Genomic DNA, 18,777 nt, shown 5'->3' with positions numbered 1-18,777 from the left:
TCTTGAAGTTACAGGACAAGCATGTCTACATGATGAGAACTGAAAGATTCGCTCCCCACAGATTACTCAACCTTCCGTTTCAGCAGCTTCGCTGCCTATTCCTGCTTATTCATCTCAACACTATGACATTCAGTCAGCAGTTACTACCCGACCAACTTCAAGAGTTGCACAAGCTTTGCCTTATCGTAGAAAGATTTGCCATTCCATCACAATTATTTGGAGATTAATTCATGGAATTCCCAACCAGACCAGGAGATAAACTAGAATCCGTCGATTTTCAAGACACCATAATTAATAAAGATTTTTCTAATTTTAGGATTGAATGGTGTCGAGGTAAATCCATTAAATTCCAAAATTGCAATTTCCATTCCGCACTCTTTCGTTTATGTTATTTTCACAAAGCCAGTTTTGTAAACTGTGATTTCACGGGTTCTATTTTCGTTGATTCGAATCTTAGAGGCGCCACCTTCGAGCAATGCAAATTCCATTATTCTCAATTTAAATCAACACAAGTAGACCTTTCTCAAATCGAAAAGAATCTTCCAGAGTGGGAGAATTGCAGGAGAGAACTGCTTCGCAATTTAAGGAAGAATGCTGAATCTATCGGTGAGGTAGATGATGTTCGAAGGGCCTTCGCTTTAGAAATGGAAAGTGCACACGAACATTGGAGGAATGCTTGCAAACAGCCCAGCCAATATTATAAATCCCACTACAAGGGCTTTCAGGGCAAATTTTATGCTTGGAAAAATCGGATTTCATTGTTAACCCAAAAATATTATTGGGGTTATGGCGAGTCCCCTCTTCGGCTCATGTTTTTTACTGTATTAATTTTACTAATTTTCTCATTAATGTTGCGACCAGTTAATGTCGTAGAAAAAGAGCTTAATTTTTATACCAAGTTTACATCATTGTTTTTAAGCACACTTGGTGGAAAATCTTCAATTCTTGAAAATCGTAGTCAAATCTTTTTGTGTTTATTCTCGCTTTTCAGGCTTGCATCTATAGGCCTTTTTGCTGCGACGGTTGTTCGTCGCTTGGCTCGGCGTTAACCAATGCAAGTCGCAATTTTTGGATCAGGAGCTCGTGGCACAAGCGATAAATTAAGTGATTTTGATATAATAGCTGTTCTTGACGAAAATGAAATCACCCATAAAGATCACGCGATCAGTCTTCTTAAATCGCAAATAGTAGAGAATGCTAGTATCTCCGTCTATGGAAAGCTCAGATACAGACAAATGCTAGAATCAGGATCCCCATTCGTTTGGCATATTTTTCTCGAACATAAGCCACTCCAACCTTATTCTAACGATATTTTTAAATTAACTCCAAACCCATACATAACAGCGCATCAAGATGTTGAAAAAATGTTCTGCATTCTAAAAGCATCACGAAAGTCTCTAATTAATACAAGACATAGCACAATTTATGAAGCAGGCCTGCATTATGTTTGCGCTCGAAACATCGCAATGTTTGCTTCAAAGATATTGATTGAAAAATTTGATTTCTCTAGAAAATCTCCATTTTCTCTAAATCCAGTTATCACCTTTCCGCTTTCCGAGGAGGAATACAACGAAATCCTTCTAGCACGCCTCGCATCAACTCGTGGTTTTGCACCGCCAATTCTTGATCATTCCTTAACAGTTCATTGGAGCAATTTATTAATTAAATGGGCTGATTTCATTTTAACTTCTATTCGACGGGAGGATAATCTTGTTAGACCCATTTCAGCATCGAGTTGCCACTGAACGGCGTATTATTGCTACAATCAATGCTTCCAACAAATTCCCAGCCGAACTCTCCGGCCTCACTTCGGCGGCCATTGAAAATTGGCGAGACTCCATTTCCCACTCACCTAATCCTGCATTAGATCAAATCACAGACACTTTATACTCACTAGCGACAGCCACGCACTCCATCGTAAATGTCAGTGACGAGATTTTCGAAGAATTTGAACCAGCAATTATAGATCACCAGATTTCCCTTCTATCTTCCATGGTTAGAGAACTGACCTTCCCCTCGGATCAGCCTTGACCAAGGCCCTTGCTTGAACACGCGCACCCCTCTGCCTCGGACCTTAGCTGCATTGTTTTCCCATCTCTCTCAACGTCTTGCTTCTCCAGGCCCTGCTTGCCACCTCACTGCTTGAGGGTCGCTTAGCTTTATTATCACCCCTCACACACATACCAAAAACCGCCCGAATGGGCGGTTTTTGGTATGTCCACGCCCTAACGGGCGCGATTCGAACCCTACATATTCAACGCCCGCCCATACACCGCCCGCGCCGCCTCAGGGAACACTTCGTTCAGGCTGGGGTGGGGATACATGGTGTTGATCAGCTCGTCCACGGTGAACTCGCCGCCCATGAGGGCCACACTGGAGGCGACGAGCTCGGTGGCCTTGGGGCCGAGGATGTGGATGCCGAGGATCTCGCCGTACTTCTTGTCGGCCACGATCTTGATGAAGCCGTGGGGCTCGCCCACGATGTTGGCCTTGGCCATGGGGGCGAAGGGGAAGGTGCCCACCTGCACGTCGTAGCCCTTGGCCCGGGCGGCCTTCTCGTTGAGGCCGATGGTGCCCACCTCGGGATCGCAGTAGGTGCAGGCGGGGAAGCGGTCGTAGCGCACGGGGTGGGGATGCACGTCCTTGCCCAGGCTCTGGGCGGCGTGCTCGGCGGCCACGATGCCCTCGTCGCTGGCCACGTGGGCCAGCCAGGGGGTGCGCACGATGTCGCCGATGGCGTAGAGGCCGGGCTCGCCGGTCTGCATGAACTTGTCGATGACGACGCAGCCGCGGTCCACCTGGGCCTTGGTGGCCTCCAGGCCGATGCCCTCCACCATGGGCGCGCGGCCCACGGCCACCAGCAGGTGGCTGCCCACCACCTCGCCGGGGGTCTCGCCTTCGAGGAAGCACACCACGCCGTCGTCCCGCTTCTCGATGCGGGTGATCTTGGTCTTGGTGCGCACATCCATCTTGTAGGTCTTCTTGAAGATCTTGGCCAGCTCCAGGCCGATCTCCTCGTCTTCGAGGGGCAGGATGGTGTCCATGAACTCCACCAGGGTCACCTTGGAGCCCAGGCGGCTGAACACGGAGGCGAACTCCACGCCGATGGCGCCGGCGCCCAGGATGACCAGGTGGCTCGGCAGCTCGGTGAGGTCCAGGATGTGGTCGCTGTTGAGCACGCGGGCGCCATCCGTTTCCAGGCCGGGGATGGGCTTGGGGGCGGAACCCGTGGCCAGGATGATGCGCTTGGCCTCGTGCACCTCGCCCGCCACATCCACGCGCCCGCCGCCCAGGAGCTTGCCGAAGCCCTTGAGCACGGTCACCTTGTTCTTCTTCATGAGGAACTCGATGCCCTTGGCGTTCTTCAGGACGATGCGGCCCTTGCGCTTGACGATGGTGGCGAGGTTGGCCTTCAGGCTCTTGGCGTCCACGCCGTCGATGCCGTAGTCGTCGGCCACCTGCATCTGCTCGAAGCGGTGGGCGCTCTCCAGCCAGGTCTTGGCGGGGATGCAGCCGCGGTGGAGGCAGGTGCCGCCCAGGCCCGCATCCTTCTCCACCAGGGCCGTGTTCAGGCCCAGCTGGGCGCCGCGGATGGCGGCGATGTAGCCGCCGGGGCCGGAGCCGATGACGATGAGGTCGAAGGAAGCCATGCTGCGCTCCAAAGAACGGGGTTCCAGAACGGAACCCCATGATCCCACATTGCCTGGACTAGGTCGGCCCTAGGCGTACACCAGCGCAGACCGCACTTCCAGGCGGGCGGCCTTCCACTCGGCCCAGGCGGCCCGCAGCTCGGCGCGGTGCAGGGCCAGGGCGGCCTTCCGCTCGGCCTTGGCCTCGCGCCAGGCCTCGGCCCGGGCGTGGCCCTTGGCCTTCCACTCGGCCTTCCACTCGACCTTTCGGGCCTGCCAGGCCTCGTGCCGGTCGTGCAGGGCGGCCAGGGCGGCGTCCAGCTTCTGGTGGGCGGCGGCCAGGCGGTCGCGCATGGGGTGGGCGCTGCCGGGGCTGGCGAGGGCCAGGCGCTCGCGCAGGCGCTTCTCCTCCATGTGCAGGCGGGCCCGGGTCATGGCCGCGGCGGACACGCGGCGGAACTGGCCCACGAGGCCGAACCAGCCGAGGACGTTCAGCAGCCACTTGGTGGTGTCCCACTGGTACCAGAGGGCGCCGTTGCGGTAGTCCCACTGCCAGAGGTGGTGGAAGTTGTGGTAGCCCTCGCCGTAGGTGAGGGGCGCCAGGATCCAGTTGTCGCGGGCGGTGTTGGCGTCCGTGTAGGGCCGGCTGCCGAACATGTGGGCGGCGCTGTTGATGAAGAAGGTGGTGTGGTGCGTCACCACGATGCGCAGCGCCACGCCGAAGACCAGGTGGCCCAGGACATTGCCCGTGGCCAGGCCGATCACGAGGGGGATGCATGTCACCACGGCCCCGATGAGGAAGTGGTGCCGGTGCTGCCAGCGCACGAGGGGATCCTTCTCCAGGTCGGCCACGCCGGCCAGGGGCAGGCCCTTGGCCTCCATCACCCAGGTCCAGTGGGCGTACCAGAAGCCCTTGCCGATCTGGTAGGGGTCCTTCTCGGTGTCCACGTGCTGGTGGTGCACCCGGTGGTCGCTGGCCCACTTGAGGGCCGAGTTCTCAAAGGCGGCGGCGCCGAAGCAGAGGAAGAGGAAGCGCACGGGCCAGGTGGCCTTGTAGGCCCGGTGGCTGAAGAGCCGGTGGTAGCCGCCGCTGATGGCGGTGCCCACGGCGGTGATCATGGCGAGGAAGACCAGCCCTTCGCTCCACCGCAGGCCGGACGTGGCCAGCCGCCAGGGCACCAGCACCGCGGCCAGGGCCAAGGTGCCCGTGAGGAAGAGCGTGTTGAGCAGGTTCCAGCGCTTGGATGGGTTCATTCCATAGACTCCAAAAAGAAGCTCAATTCTACCGGAGGACTGTCACAGGAACCCCATGCCAAACTGGCTTTTCCCCCATGAGGTTTCTGTGACCGTCAAACGACCCTGGTACCGCTCCAGCACCTTCTGGATCTTCATGGGCCTGATTCTGGGCGTGATCCTGGGCGGCTCCCTGCCCCAGGACCAGTACCCTTGGGCCTACGACACCTTCCGCTTCCTCTCCAAGGCCTTCATCAGCCTCATCAAGGGCCTCATCGTCCCCCTGCTGATCTCCACCATCATCGTGGGCATCGCCCAGACCGGGGACATCCGGGCCGTGGGCCGCATGGGCGCCAAGGCCCTCATCTATTTCGAGGTGATCACCACCCTGGCCCTCTTCATCGGGCTCTTCGTGGCCAACTGGCTGAAGCCCGGGGCCCACCTGCCCATGGACATGGGCGCCCACACGGCCGTGGCCGCCGCCAAGGCCAAGACGGGCTGGGAGATCGCCCTCCACATGTTCCCGTCGAACCTCATCCAGCACGCGGCGGACGGGGACATCCTGCCCGTGGTGATCTTCGCGACGATCTTCGGCATCGCCCTCACCAAGGTGGGCGAGCGCGGCCAGCCCGTCCTGGCCTTCTTCGACGGCGTGGCCCAGACCATGTTCAAGTACACGGACTTCGTCATGACGCTCACGCCCCTGGGGGTGTTCGGCGCCATGGCCTACAACGTGAGCCACATGGCCGCGGGCCACACGGTGAACGGCGCCCTCATCAAGGGCTGGCCCGCGGTCTTCCACCTGCTCAAGCAGTACAGCCTGCTGGTGGGCAGCCTCTACCTGGCCCTCACCCTGCTGTTCGTGCTGGTCTTCGCGCCGGTGGCCTGGATGGCGGGGGTGCGCATCCTGGGCTTCGTGAAGGCCATCAAGGATCCGGCGCTCACGGCCTTCAGCACCGCCAGCAGCGAGGCGGCCCTGCCCAAGCTGCTCGAGGAGGTGGTGCGCTTCGGCGTGCCGCGCCAGGTGGCCAGCTTCGTCATCCCCACGGGCTACAGCTTCAACCTGGACGGCTCCACCCTCTACCTGGTGCTGGCCAGCCTCACCATCGCCCAGGCCGCGGGCATCCACATGAGCCTGGGCCAGCAGCTGCTCATGGTCTTCACCTTCATGCTCACCAGCAAGGGCGTGGCGGGCGTGCCCCGAGCGACGCTGGTGATCATCGCCGGCACCTGCGGCAGCTTCGGCCTGCCGGGCGAAGCGGGCATCGCCATGCTGCTGGCCGTGGACGAGATCATGGACATGGCCCGCACCACCGTGAACGTCATCGGCAACGGACTGGCCAGTGTGGTGGTGGCTCGGTGGGAGGGTGTCTTCGGCACGGACCCGGAGCTGCTGCCGGACCAGGAGGGATAGCCCTCTCCTACCCGGAGTAGCGCCCGATTCCTTGTCTTGAAAGCCTTTCGCCGGTACCCTGGTGGATTCCCAATGCGGCGCTGCATCAGGATCCGACCGGGGGCTCCATGAAGATCATCGTGACCGACGAGGTGACCGGCGAAGGCCTAGCCATGCTCCAGCGGGATCCCCGCGTGGCGCTCGACGTGCGCCTGGGCCTCTCCAAGGAGGCGCTGCTGGCCCGCATCGGCGAGTACGACGCCATCATCACCCGCAGCGGCACCACGGTGGACAAGGCCCTGCTGGACGCGGCCACCCGCCTGAAGATCGTCGCGCGGGCCGGGGTCGGCATCGACAACGTGGACGTGGACTACGCCAGCTCCAAGGGCGTCATCGTGGTGAACGCGCCGTTCGGCAACACCAACAGCGCCGCGGAGCACACCCTGGCGCTGCTCCTCTCGGCCTGCCGGCACGTGCCCGCCGCCAATGCCAGCCTCAAGGCCGGCGAGTGGAAGCGGGCGAAGTTCACGGGCGTGGAGCTGAAGGGCAAGACCGCCGGCGTCATCGGCCTGGGGAAGGTGGGAGGCCGCGTCGCCACGCGGCTGAAGGCCTTCGAGTGCGAGGTGCTGGGCTGCGATCCCTACATCAGCGCCAAGCGCGCCCAGGACCTGGGCGTGCGGCTGACGAGCCTGGACGAGCTCTGCCGCACCTGCGACATCCTCACCGTGCACACGCCGCTCAACGACGAGACCCGCGGCATGATCGGGCCCGACCAGCTGGCCCTCATGAAGGAAGGCGTCATCCTGCTCAACGTGGCCCGGGGCGGCATCCTGGACGAGCCGGCCCTGCTGGCGGCCCTCGATGCCGGCAAGGTGGCCCTGGCGGCCGTGGACGTGTGGTCAGAAGAGCCGCCCAAGACCGACGTGCTCACGCGCCTCATCGGCCACGACCGGGTGGTGGTGACCCCGCACCTGGGCGCCAACACCCAGGAGGCCCAGGTCAACGTGGCCATCGACGTGTCGCGGGAGATCCTCAACTACCTGGACCGCGCCCCGCTGGAGAACGCCGTGAACCTGCCCCGCTTCGACCCGGCGGTGATGGACCAGATGCGCCCCTACTTCAAGCTCGTGGCCGTCCTCAGCGAGTTCGGCCTCCAGCTCCTGAAGGGCAGCCTGGATCGGGTGACCTTCGGCTTCGCCGGCGCCATCGCCCAGCACGACTGCTCGCCCCTCACCGTGAGCGGCCTGGCGGCCCTGCTGAGCCGGGCCACGGACCAGCCGGTCAACATGGTCAACGCGAACCTGGTGGCCGAGCGCATCGGCCTGGTGGTGGAGGAGCGCAAGTCCACGGACGGCGGCGCCTTCTCCAACCTCCTGACCCTCACGCTGGAGGGCAGCGGGAAGACCCGCGTGCTGTCCGGCACCCTCTTCGAAGGCACCCCCCGCATCGTCCGGCTCCGCGACTACACCATGGACTTCATGCCCGAGGAGCACATGCTCCTCCTGAGCTACATGGACCGCCCCGGCATGATCGGCAAGATCGGCACGGTGCTCGGCCAGCACGACGTCAACATCGCCTTCATGAACCTGGGCCGCCGCGAGCGGAAGGGCGAGGCCATGGTGGTGCTCTCCGTCGACTCGCCGGTGCCGCCCGCCGTGATCGCCCAGCTCCAGCAGGCCACGGAGGCCACCTTCGTCCGGGCGCTGCACCTGCCCTCGGCCGCGCAGGCCTAGGCGGGAGGATGCGATGATGGAGGGCTGGAGGCCTCTTTGAAACTCATCGCCTGGGACTTCGACGGCACGCTGGTGGACAGCCGCCCCCTCATCGAGGCCGGCATGGCCCACGCCCTGGACGCCCTGGGCCAGCCGCGCTCGGTCATGCAGGAATGGCTCAAGTACGTGGGCCTGCCCGTGGAGGCGGGCATCCGGAACACCTTCGGCCCCCTGTGCCTGGACAACGACACGGTGCTCAAGGCCTACCGCAGCTTCGGCCACGCGGACCACGAGCACCTGATGCAGCCCTTCGACGGCATCCCCGAGCTGCTCGAGGAACTGCGGGGGCGTGGCCAGCGCATGGCGGTGGCCACCTCCAAGCGCCGGGTCCCCCTGCTGCGCCAGATGGCCCGCTGGGGCTGGGAGGCCTACTTCGACCCCATCATCACCCCCGACGAGGTCACCCATGGCAAGCCGCACCCCGAGAGCCTGGAGAAGATGCAGGCCCTGACCGGCCTGGCCCCGGAGGACATCCTCATGGTGGGCGACACCCCCTTCGACCTGGACATGGCCCGGGACGCCGGGGTGCCGAGCGTGGCCGTGGGCCACGGCTTCTACTCCCAGGAGGCCCTGGCCGCCTGCGGCCCCCGGGCCTACGCGCCGGACACGGCGGCCCTGCGGGACATCCTCCTGGCCTATCTATGATCCGGGGGGGACCGCCTGCTCGCTGCGCTCGCGATGTCCCCCCGGACCCCCGGGCCTTCAGCAGGCCGGGCCTGCTGAAAGCCCCCACTTCGGAGACATCATGGCCAAGCTGACCCACCTGGATCCCGAAGGCCGCCCTGTGATGGTGGACGTCTCCGCCAAGGCCGTGACCCGGCGCATCGCCGTGGCCGCGGGCTACCTGGAGCTGGACGTCCCCGCCGCCGAGGCCCTGGCGAAGGGCGGCGGCCCCAAGGGCGATCCCTGGTCCGTGGCCAGGATCGGCGCCGTGGGAGGCGTGAAGCGCGCCTCGGACCTGATCCCCCTGGCCCATCCCCTGGCCATCGAGGCCGTGGACGTCGTCCACCACTGGGATCCGGCCACGCGGCGGGCCTGGCTCCGGGTGGCCGTGAGTTGCGAGGGGCGCACGGGCATCGAGATGGAGGCCCTGGCCGGCGTGACCGTGGGCCTGCTGGTGCTCTACGACATGCTCAAGGCCGTGAGTCACGGCATGGCCATCGGGCCGGCCCGTCTCCTCCGCAAGGAAGGGGGGCGGCGGGGCACCGTGACCCTGCCCTGGGATGGGTGTCCCTGGGCGCCCTGAGCCCGCCACGCCAGTTGGAAAACATTTGCATATGCAAGGTTCCAGGACCCCGGTAGGATTGGGGACTGGACTGTTCCTTATTCCATCGCGACCGGGGTCACGACCCCCCCAAGGAGGCCTAGCGAAGCAGGCTTTTCCGTTCCAGCCGGGAGTTTCTCCATGCGTCTTGCCGTCTTGACCCTTGTTCTCGCGTCCCTCAGCCTCGGCCTCCAGGCCGCTCCGAAGCGGACCTCCAAGAAGACCTCCTCCAGGCCCGCCGATGATGGTGCCGTCCACATCGTGCGCAAAGGCGAGACCGCGGCCGCGATCGCCCGCGCCCGTGGCATGAGCCTGGCCGACCTGGCCGCTCTGAACCCCGGACGGAAGCTGTCCAAGCTGTCGCTGGGCATGAAGCTGAAGGTGCGCGCGTCCAAGGCCGAGACCCGGGCGGAGACCCGGGCCGCGGCGCCGGAAGCGGAAGAATCGGCCGTCCAGCCTCTCCCGGCCGTGCCCCGGCCCGCCCTCGCCGCCCTGCCCGCGCCCGCCGTCGTGCCCCCGGCCCCCATGCCCCACCTGGAGCGCCTGCTGCCCTATCAGGTGCGTGCCGTGGCCCCCGAGGCCCGGGCTGGCGCGACCTCCGGCCACCTCGAGGCGCACCTGCCTCCCGACAACCCCTCCCAGCTCCTGGCCCGGATGCAGCCGGTCATGCCGCCCGTCAGCGAGGCCGAGCTGAACGCCCTGCTCCCCACCTTCACGCCGGCCGACCCGGGTCATCTCGACCTGCTCTGGCCCGTGGAGACCCGGACCATCAGCTCCGCCTGGGGCCCCCGCATGCGCACCAAGACGGTGCGGGTGAAGAACCAGCGCAAGAAGCGGGTCCGTTATAAGGGCCGGCACCGCGGCATCGACCTCAACGCCCCCGCCGGCACGGCCGTGTTCGCGGCCATGGACGGGCAGGTGGTGATGGCCGGGAAGCACAAGCAGTACGGCAACTTCGTGGTGGTGGATCACGGGAACGGCGTGGCCACCCTCTACGCCCACCACCAGCTGAACCTGGTCCACGAGGGGGACATCGTCCGCCGGGGCCAGAAGATCGCCGAGGTGGGCCGCACGGGCAACGCCACGGGTCCGCACCTCCACTTCGAGCTCAAGATCGACGGAGTTCAGCAGAATCCCCTGCCGGTCCTCAACGACGAGGAAGAGGTCTCCGCCGAACTCGCGGCCCAGAACGCCCTGCTGGGGACCGGCGCCAAGCGTTAAGCGCGCCGATCGGTACTCTGAACCTCCGCGCCACCCGCGGCACTGGAAGGAAGCGCCCCACCGTGTCCCGGCGCGGGACCGGCCGCGGACGCCATGCTAGACTTGATCCTTTCGCCGTTCTGAGGTGGTCATGCCGTTGTACCGAGCTACCCTTCGGGCCCTGGGGGCCGTCGTGCTTCTGGCCTCGGCGCTGGCCTGCGGGGGGAAGAAGGGCGGGGACAGTGTCGCCGCCACCAAGATCACCGTCTCGGGCACCGTCACCTACACCCGCGTGCCCCTCGCCACGGACGCCAATGGCGTGCCCACGGGACTGGTGGACAGCACCGTGGCGACGAACCTCAAGTCTCTGCCCGCCCGGTACGTCAAGATCCGGGTCTACCAGCGCTGGGACCAGCTCAACCCCGATGGGGTGACCAAGTCCACCTCCTGGATCCAGGTCTCCTCCAAGGACGATTCGACCTACACCGACGCCAACGGGGCCTACAGCGTGACGGTCCTCAAGGACAAGCCCCTGATGGTCGAGCTCCTGAGCACCTTCGACGGGGGCGGAACCCCGGTGAACCTGATCGGAGACCCGGCCGGCATCAACAGCACCATCCCCCAGGCCACCCGCCTCCGCTACGCGATGCGCAAGGCCGTGGACGGCACCACCCCCTCGGGAGACCCGACACCCTCGGCCCTCCCGGCCGGAGACAGCGTCGTCAACTTCACGGTCGGGCTCTCGGATGCCTGGTGGCTGGTCGATCCGACCCTGATCTCCGGCTACCTCATGGGTCCCGAAGGGGCCCACCCCATCCTTGAGACCAACCTGTCCGGCAGGACGACGGGCACCGGCAGCCGCGTCCTCGCCATCGGCGACACCATCGCCAGCTACCGGACCGCCTTCGGGACCGCCACCCCGGGCGGCGTCCTCGACCTCCACTACGCTCCGGGCGTGTCGGAACCCCGCGGCTCCTTCGTGGAATTCGACCATTCCGTCTACCCCCTGGCCTACGACTACCTCCGCCAGACCTTTCACTATTTCGGATCCATCCAGGGCGGTCCGACCAACGACGATGCGTGGGACGAAGGCGTCATTCTGCCCCTGATCGCCCGCGGCGCCCTCTATGCCAGCGGATCCGGCCGGACCTTCTCCATCCCCCGGGCCCCCATGCTCCCCACCTATGCGGCCCTCGCGGACCTGAGCCCGGACATGGCGCGCATCGAAGGCCTGGCCGGGGCCATGGCCGCCGATGTCCTGAAGTCCCCCTACCTGGCCGACACCCAGGGCACCGGCCTGGCCGCCCCCGTCACCGACATCCGCGATCTGAGCGGGCTGACCTCCGCCCAGCTCACGCCCTACGCCGCCCCCGCCCTCCGCGCCCTCGCCTGGGAGATCATCCTCAAGGCCAACAGCCTCGCCAGCCCGGGGACGTCCACCGATTGGGCCAAGATCAATCCCCTGGCCGCGGCCAGGCTCTTCCTGGCCCCCGGCAGGACGAACTCTGACGGCCTCCGGGATGCGGAGCCGCTCAACATCTATTCCCAGGTCGCCCGGCTCAAGGAGTCCAAGACCTCGGCCGAGCCGGTCGACCTCACGACGATCTTCACGGATGCGACCCTGAGCGCCATCACGACACCCTTCGGCGTGCCCTGGCCGCGGCCTACCACGGGGCCCCTGGCCTCCTTCGTGGTGGATTGGGGCACGGATCCCAACGCGCTCACCACCCCGCTGGCCCCCTTCACCCTCAGCATGGCCAAGGCCGTCCAGGTGGGAGGCAGCTACCCGAACCAGTCCGAAGGCGAGGTGTTCTACAGCGGCTTCAACATCAGCGCCGACCGGCGCTATGTGATCGGCGTGAGCATCTCCCCGGCCCTGGCGGCCGGGAGCGAGGTGGATCTGGACCTGCCCCTCATCGACCGGAGCTTCGCCTTCACCGGCGCCGGCAGCACCACGGAGGTCGTCACCCTCACCGCCTACCGGGCCTTTCCGTCCTACCATCCGGTGCGGGTGCGGCTGAAGAGTCCGGGTGCCATCCAGCCCGACGTGATCGTGACCGTGAGCTTCACGCCCAGCCTCTAGCCCTCCGCCCAGGAGACGCCATGACCGCCTCGTCCGCCCTCCAGGCCCTGCAGGCCCGGGCGCCCTTCATCCCGGATCTCGCCATCGTCCTGGGTTCAGGCCTGGGCGCCCTGGCGGAAAGCCGCGAGGCGAAGGCCGGCGTGGCCGTTCCCTTCACCGACCTTCCGGGCTTCCCGGCCCCCACGGTGGCCGGCCACGGCGGCAAGCTGGTCTTCTGCGAGTTCGAGGGCCGGAAGATCGTCCTCCAGGCGGGGCGCTTCCACTTCTACGAGGGCCATCCCATGCCCCTCGTGGTCACGCCCATGCGCCTCTACGGGCGCCTCGGCGTGAAGGCCGTCCTCCTCACCAACGCCGCCGGGGCCCTCAACCCCGCGTTCGGCGTGGGCGAGCTGATGGCCCTCACGGACCACATCAACCTGTTCGGCACCAACCCCCTCATCGGCCCCAACGTGGAGCCCGGTCCGCGCTTCCCGGACATGACGGCGGTCTACGACCCGGCCTTCCGGGCCCACCTCGCCACCTGTGCCGCCCGGCTGGGGCAGACCCTGCGTGAGGGCGTCTACCTGGGCCTGACGGGCCCCAGCTACGAGACCCCCGCCGAGATTCGCGCCTTCCGGGTGATGGGCGCCGACGCCGTGGGCATGAGCACCGTCCCCGAGGCCATCGTGGCCCGGCACGAGGGCATGCGCGTGGCCGGAATCTCCTGCCTCTGCAACATGGCCGCCGGCCTCCTGCCTCAGCCCCTCACCCACCAGGAAGTGCTCGAGGCCGGTGCCGCCGCCGCAGGCCGGTTCGAGGCGCTGGTTCGGGCGTTCGTGCGGGACCTTCCGCTGTAGCGCCCATTGCAGCCGTCATTCCGCTGGAACTGACAAGAAGAAGCCCGGCTCTGCCGGGCTTCTTCGCGGGGGCCTGGGGGGAGGCTCCGCCTCCACGAGCACGCGAGTGGGAGCACGCAAAGCGTGCGTCAGGCGGAGGCGCGCAGCGAGCCCTTAGATCCCTGCCACGCACGCGTGGCAGGGAGAACCCCCAGACTAATTCTGACTCTTCTGATGTTCCTCCACGAGCCGGCTGACCACGTCCGGCTCCGCCAGGGTGGAGATGTCGCCCATGCCGTCGTACTCGCTGGAGGCGATCTTGCGGAGGATGCGCCGCATGATCTTGCCGCTGCGGGTCTTGGGCAGGCCCGAGGCGATGTGGATGACGTCGGGCGAGGCGAAGGCGCCGATGACCTGGCGCACCTGCTCCTTGAGGGCGCCGACGAGCTGCTGGTTGTCGGCGAATCCCGTGTTGAGCAGCACGTAGCAGTAGATGCCCTGGCCCTTGATGGGGTGCGGGTAGCCCACCACCGCGGCTTCCGCCACCGCCTCGTGGGCCACAAGCGCGCTCTCCACCTCGGCGGTGCCGAGGCGGTGGCCGCTCACGTTGATCACGTCGTCGATGCGGCCAGTGATCCAGTAGTAGCCGTCCTCATCCCGCCGGGCGCCGTCCCCGGTGAAGTAGTAGCCCGGGTACTGGGTGAAGTAGGTCTCTCGGAACCGCTTGTGGTCGCCGTGGACCGTCCGGGCCTGGCCCGGCCAGGGGGCGCCCAGGCAGAGGGCCCCCTCCACGCCGTTGCCCTCGATGGGCACCCCTGTGGAGGGATCCACGATGACGGGCTTCACGCCGAAGAAGGGCAGGGTCGCCGAGCCGGGCTTGGTGGGCGTCACGCCCGGCAGCGGGGTGATGAGGATGCCGCCGGTCTCGGTCTGCCACCAGGTGTCCACCACCGTGCAGCGGCCCTCGCCCACCACGTCGTGGTACCAGCGCCAGACCTCGGGGTTGATGGGCTCGCCCACGGTGCCGAGGATGCGCAGCGACTTGCGGCTGTACTTGTGGATCCAGCTGTCGCCGGCCTGGGCCAGGGCGCGCAGGGCCGTGGGGGCCGTGTAGAGGATGTTCACGCCCAGGTCGTCGACGACCTGCCAGTAGCGGCCCGCGTCCGGATAGAGCGGCGTGGACTCGAAGATCACCGTGGTGGCGCCGTTGGCCAGGGGGCCATAGACGATGTAGCTGTGCCCCGTGACCCAGCCGATGTCGGCGGCGCACAGGTAGATGTCGTCGGGGTGGTAGTCGAAGACCAGCTTGTGGGTGAAGGCCGCGTAGGTGAGGTAGCCGCCGGTGGTGTGCAGCAGGCCCTTGGGCTTCCCCGTGCTGCCGGAGGTGTAGAGGATGAAGAGGGGGTCCTCGGCGCCCATCCACTCGTTGGTGCAGGTGGAGCGTTGCTTGGCGGCCTCCTCGTCCAGCCACAGGTCGCGGCCGGGCTGCATGGGCACGTCGCTGTCCGTGCGCCGGGCCACCAGGACGGTCTCCACCAGGGACATGCCTTCGATGGCGCGGTCCACGGTCTTCTTGAGGGGGACCTTCTTCCCGCCGCGCAGGCCCTCGTTGGCGGTCACCACGACCTTGCAGCGGGCATCCACGATGCGATCCCGAAGGGATTCCGCCGAGAACCCGCCGAAGACCACGGAATGCACCGCGCCGATGCGGGCGCAGGCGAGCATGGTGTAGACCAGCTCGGGGATCATGGTCATGTAGACGCAGACCCGGTCGCCCTTCTTCACGCCGTTGTGCAGAAGGACGTTCGCCACGCGGGCCACGTGGTGCTTGAGGTCGCGGTAGGTGATGTGGGTGTAGACGCCGGGCTCGTCCTGGGCCCAGATGATGGCGTCCTTGTCACCCAGGTGCGGCAGGTGGCGATCCACGCAGTTGAAGCAGGCATTGAGGCGCCCGCCCAGGAACCAGGAGAAGTCCACCTCGTTGTAGTCCGCGTCGAAGACGGACTGCCAGGGATGGAACCAGGTGAGGGACTTGGCCTGTTCCCCCCAGAACCACTCCGGGTTGTCCAGGGACAGTCGGTACAGGCGGTGGTACTCCTCCATGGTCTTGATGTGGGCCCGCTCCCGGATGTGGGGCTTCACGGGGTAGAGGTCTTCGGACATGGGTCGGCTCCGTGCCAGAGGGTGGGATGAAGGCGGGAAATGGCGGAGGAGCGTGTGGATGCCGGTGGAGGCCTGGATCTCCACGCAGGTCCGTCAGGCTGTGAAAGACGTTGGAAGGGGGGAGGAGGCGATCATTCTCCGGCCCGCCCCGCCCCTTGTCCAGCACTCGTTACCTCGGGTAGAGCCTCCAGTCCGGTGCCCAGAACCCAAGAGGTGGGGTCGGGCGAAGTCCCCTCCGCCCGACCCCTTCTGCCCTCCCGGCGGCCCAGCCGCCGGGAAGTCCGATCAATGCTGGTAGGTGGTGATGTCGCGGTCCTTGGTCTCCTTCAGGAAGAGGGCCCCGATCACCACGGTCATGAGGGCCACGACGACGGGATACCAGAGCCCGAAGTAGATGTTGCCCTTCAGGGCCACGATGGCCGTCGCGATGAGGGGCAGCATGCCGCCGAACCAGCCGTTGCCGATGTGGTAGGGCAGCGACATGGAGGTGTAGCGGATGTTCGTGGGGAAGAGCTCCACCAGGAAGGCGGCGATGGGCCCGTAGACCATGGTCACGTAGATGAGGAAGACGAACAGGATCAGGAGGGTCATGGGGTAGTTGACCTTGGACTTGTCGGCTTCCTTGGGATAGCCGAGGTCGGTCAGGGCCTTCTTGAGGGCGCCTTCCGAGGCCGCGCTCCAGCCTTCCACGCGGGTGGTGGTGACCTGGCCCGTCGCGGCATTCTTGCCCTGGATGGTGGCGACCACCATCTTGCCGGCCTCGGGCGCGACCTTGGTGAAGTTGAGGCCCTGCTTGCCGAAGAAGTCGTTCACGCGATCCAGCTCGGTGAACTTGCTCCAGGGGCCGACGAAGAGGTTGAAGGTCTCGTCCTTGGGATTGCCGGCCACCGTGATCACGGTGCTGTTCTGGAAGGTCTCCAGGGCCGGGTTCACGTAGTGGGTCAGCTGCTTGAACAGGGGGAAGAAGGTGACGGCGGCGATGAGGCAGCCCGCCAGGATGATCTTCAGGCGGCCGATCTTGTCCGACAGCCAGCCGAAGAAGATGAAGAAGGGCGTGCCGAGCAGCAGCGACGCGCCGATGAGCATGTAGGTGGTCTGGTAGTCCAGCTTCAGCGTGATCTGCATGAAGAACAGCGCGTAGAACTGGCCGGTGTACCACACCACGCCCTGGCCGGCGGTGGCGCCGAGGAGGGCGAGCAGCGCGTACTTGTTGTTGGGGTACTTCAGGAAGCTGTCGCTGAGGGGGGCCTTGGAGGTCTTGCCCTCGGCCTTCATCTTGGTGAAGATCGGCGACTCGTGCAGCTTCAGGCGGATCCAGACGGACACGCCGAGCAGGATGATGGACACCAGGAAGGGAATGCGCCAGCCCCAGAGGGCGAAGGCTTCCTTCGTCATGCCGCCGCGGCAGGCCATGATGATGCCGAGGCAGAGGAAGAAGCCCACAGTGGCCGTGGTCTGGATCCAGCTGGTGTTGTAGCCGCGGCGGTCGTGCGCGGAGTGCTCCGCCACGTAGGTGGCCGCCCCGCCGTACTCACCGCCGAGGGCCAGGCCCTGCAGGAGGCGCAGCGTCACCATGATGATGGGCGCCAGCCAGCCCACCGTCTCGAAGGTGGGCAGAAGGCCCACGCCGAAGGTGGAGAGGCCCATGACCATGATGGTCACGAGGAACGTGTACTTGCGGCCGATGAGGTCGCCGATGCGGCCAAAGACCAGGGCGCCGAAGGGGCGGACCAGGAAGCCCGCCGCGTAGGCCGCGAAGGCGGACAGCAGGGCGGCCGTGTCATTCCCCTTGGGGAAGAACAGGTGGGCGAAGAACGGCGCCAGCGTGGCGTAGAGGTAGAAGTCGTACCACTCGAACACCGTCCCCACGGACGAGGCGACGATCACCATGCGTTCTTCTTTGGTGAGCGGGGTCTTGGTGGCGATTTGCTCGGTTGCGATTGCCATGTTGTGTTGCCTCCTTGAATGTTCCTTGGGTTGAAGCTGGGCGTTCAGTGGTCCTTCTCGTGGTCGAGCCGGATGGCAGCTCAGGTGCGGAACCTTTCGAAATCCCCTTTCGTGAGGCCGGCCTGAGCCGGGATGGTGGTCTGAGTACGCCTGGATGGCTCCAGGCCCGAAAGCGACGGATCGTTATGGGGTTCGCGGTGGGCACGCCCCGCGGAACAGGTTGGATTGGGTTGGCTGATCACTAGCTAACGCACTCCTTTCCTCCGGGTCAAGCAAGTCCATGTCCGGAGAGCCATTTTTTTTGGGGCGGGAAAATTTGCCGTAATTCCCGCTCTAAAGTGACCTTGTGATCGTCTTCTGACCGCGAGTCGAGCCCGGGAAGGCGCCACACGCGACCCTGCCGACAGGGCTTGTCAGATTCCGCGCCTCCGCGCCTTCGTGCCCCGGCATGCGCTCGTGGGACGAGAGAACCGGACTCTGGCGCGCTCAAGCCCCTATCATGGTTTCTGACCCTCCACCCCTTCCGGATGCCCCCATGCGCATCGCCCTCCTGGCGGATATCCATGCCAACCGGCTCGCGCTGGAGGCCTGCCTGGAGCACGCCCATGCGCGGGGCGCGGAGCGGCTCGTCTTTCTCGGCGACTACGTGGGCTACGGTGCCCAGCCGAATGAAGTGCTGGAGCGCATCCAGGCCGAGGTGCGCCGGGGCGCCATCGCGGTGGCAGGCAACCATGATCAGGCCGTGGCTGATGAGCGGGAATCGATGACTTCGGACGCCGAGACCGCCATGGCCTGGACCCGGGGCCAGCTCGGACAGGAAGCCCGCGAGTTCCTGGCCAGCCTGCCCCTGCGCTTCGAGGACGGCCCCCGCCTCTACGTGCACGCCAGCCCTCAGACCTACCCCCCGTGGCTCTACATCCGCGAGGGCCGCGACGCCCGCCGCGCGCTGGAGGCCAGCCGGGCCCAGGTGGTCTTCTGCGGGCACACCCATGTTCCCGCCCTGCATGGCATCACCGCCACGGGGCAATTGGTCTCCTTCAAGCCCGTCCCCGCCGTGCCCATCCCCCTGCCGATCCACCGCCGCTGGCTGACCGTGATCGGCTCGGTGGGCCAGCCCCGCGACGGCCATCCGGGGGCGGCCTACGCCATGCTGGACACAGCCTCGTCCGAGCTCACCCATTTCCGGGTAGCCTACGACATCCAGGCCACCGCGACCTCCATCCTGCAAGCGGGCCTCCCGCGCGCCCTTGCAGCCCGGCTCCGGAAAGGGCTCTGACC

14 protein-coding genes are annotated in these 18,777 nt (G+C 65.1%); 10 read left to right on the top strand and 4 right to left on the bottom strand.

The genetic code is table 11. From position 1 onward, the window contains the following. Positions 1 to 230 precede the first annotated feature (230 nt). Positions 231 to 1,049 carry a pentapeptide repeat-containing protein gene (locus tag MLG87_RS12700; protein ID WP_243295522.1) on the top strand — a complete coding sequence of 273 codons (819 nt, stop codon included), beginning with the start codon at positions 231 to 233 and terminating at the stop codon, positions 1,047 to 1,049. A gap of 3 nt (positions 1,050 to 1,052) precedes the next feature. Then, positions 1,053 to 1,745, top strand: coding sequence for a nucleotidyltransferase domain-containing protein (locus MLG87_RS12695; protein WP_243295521.1), 693 nt, complete (start codon positions 1,053 to 1,055; stop codon positions 1,743 to 1,745). A 501-nt stretch (positions 1,746 to 2,246) separates the two neighbouring features. Here the strand turns inward: MLG87_RS12695 and lpdA are convergent. Together lpdA and MLG87_RS12685 are read right to left on the bottom strand one after the other, a co-directional pair. Then, on the bottom strand, positions 2,247 to 3,650 hold the full coding sequence (lpdA, locus tag MLG87_RS12690) for a dihydrolipoyl dehydrogenase (RefSeq protein ID WP_243295520.1): 1,404 nt from the start codon (positions 3,648 to 3,650) through the stop codon (positions 2,247 to 2,249). Positions 3,651 to 3,719: 69 nt separating this feature from the next. Beyond that, the gene (locus tag MLG87_RS12685) at positions 3,720 to 4,883 is read right to left on the bottom strand and encodes a fatty acid desaturase (RefSeq protein ID WP_243295519.1); all 1,164 of its coding nucleotides are present in this window, start codon (positions 4,881 to 4,883) and stop codon (positions 3,720 to 3,722) included. An 88-nt stretch (positions 4,884 to 4,971) separates the two neighbouring features. Between MLG87_RS12685 and MLG87_RS12680 the strand changes: the two genes are divergently transcribed. The 7 genes from MLG87_RS12680 to MLG87_RS12650 all read left to right on the top strand — a co-directional run bounded on the left by MLG87_RS12680 (position 4,972) and on the right by MLG87_RS12650 (position 13,410). Beyond that, a complete protein-coding gene (locus tag MLG87_RS12680; RefSeq protein ID WP_243295518.1) occupies positions 4,972 to 6,276 on the top strand; it encodes a dicarboxylate/amino acid:cation symporter in 1,305 nt (434 codons plus the stop codon). 107 nt (positions 6,277 to 6,383) lie between these two features. Continuing rightward, complete coding sequence (gene serA / locus MLG87_RS12675) at positions 6,384 to 7,988, top strand: phosphoglycerate dehydrogenase (protein WP_243295517.1); 1,605 nt, start codon at positions 6,384 to 6,386, stop codon at positions 7,986 to 7,988. Positions 7,989 to 8,024: 36 nt separating this feature from the next. Next, positions 8,025 to 8,672 (top strand): HAD family hydrolase, encoded by a 648-nt coding sequence (locus MLG87_RS12670; RefSeq protein WP_243295516.1) that lies wholly within the window; start codon positions 8,025 to 8,027, stop codon positions 8,670 to 8,672. A 100-nt stretch (positions 8,673 to 8,772) separates the two neighbouring features. Then, positions 8,773 to 9,273, top strand: a complete 501-nt coding sequence (gene moaC, locus MLG87_RS12665; protein WP_243295515.1) for a cyclic pyranopterin monophosphate synthase MoaC — start codon at positions 8,773 to 8,775, stop codon at positions 9,271 to 9,273. A gap of 159 nt (positions 9,274 to 9,432) precedes the next feature. After that, complete coding sequence (locus tag MLG87_RS12660) at positions 9,433 to 10,512, top strand: LysM peptidoglycan-binding domain-containing M23 family metallopeptidase (protein ID WP_243295514.1); 1,080 nt, start codon at positions 9,433 to 9,435, stop codon at positions 10,510 to 10,512. 130 nt (positions 10,513 to 10,642) lie between these two features. Beyond that, on the top strand, positions 10,643 to 12,574 hold the full coding sequence (locus MLG87_RS12655) for a hypothetical protein (RefSeq protein WP_243295513.1): 1,932 nt from the start codon (positions 10,643 to 10,645) through the stop codon (positions 12,572 to 12,574). 20 nt (positions 12,575 to 12,594) lie between these two features. Beyond that, complete coding sequence (locus MLG87_RS12650) at positions 12,595 to 13,410, top strand: purine-nucleoside phosphorylase (protein WP_243295512.1); 816 nt, start codon at positions 12,595 to 12,597, stop codon at positions 13,408 to 13,410. 195 nt (positions 13,411 to 13,605) lie between these two features. Here MLG87_RS12650 and acs read toward each other — a convergent pair whose 3' ends face one another. Continuing rightward, on the bottom strand, positions 13,606 to 15,552 hold the full coding sequence (gene acs, locus MLG87_RS12645; RefSeq protein ID WP_243295511.1) for an acetate--CoA ligase: 1,947 nt from the start codon (positions 15,550 to 15,552) through the stop codon (positions 13,606 to 13,608). Between the two features lie 285 nt (positions 15,553 to 15,837). Continuing rightward, positions 15,838 to 17,499, bottom strand: a complete 1,662-nt coding sequence (locus MLG87_RS12640) for an MFS transporter (RefSeq protein ID WP_243295510.1) — start codon at positions 17,497 to 17,499, stop codon at positions 15,838 to 15,840. Between the two features lie 535 nt (positions 17,500 to 18,034). On the opposite strand from MLG87_RS12640, the gene MLG87_RS12635 reads away from it, so the two are divergent. Next, a complete protein-coding gene (locus MLG87_RS12635) occupies positions 18,035 to 18,775 on the top strand; it encodes a metallophosphoesterase family protein (protein ID WP_243295509.1) in 741 nt (246 codons plus the stop codon). Positions 18,776 to 18,777 lie beyond the last annotated feature (2 nt).

The organism is Geothrix mesophila (assembly GCF_022808835.1).
Classification (GTDB): domain Bacteria; phylum Acidobacteriota; class Holophagae; order Holophagales; family Holophagaceae; genus Geothrix; species Geothrix paludis.
This window is presented reverse-complemented; position numbering and strand designations above follow the sequence as displayed.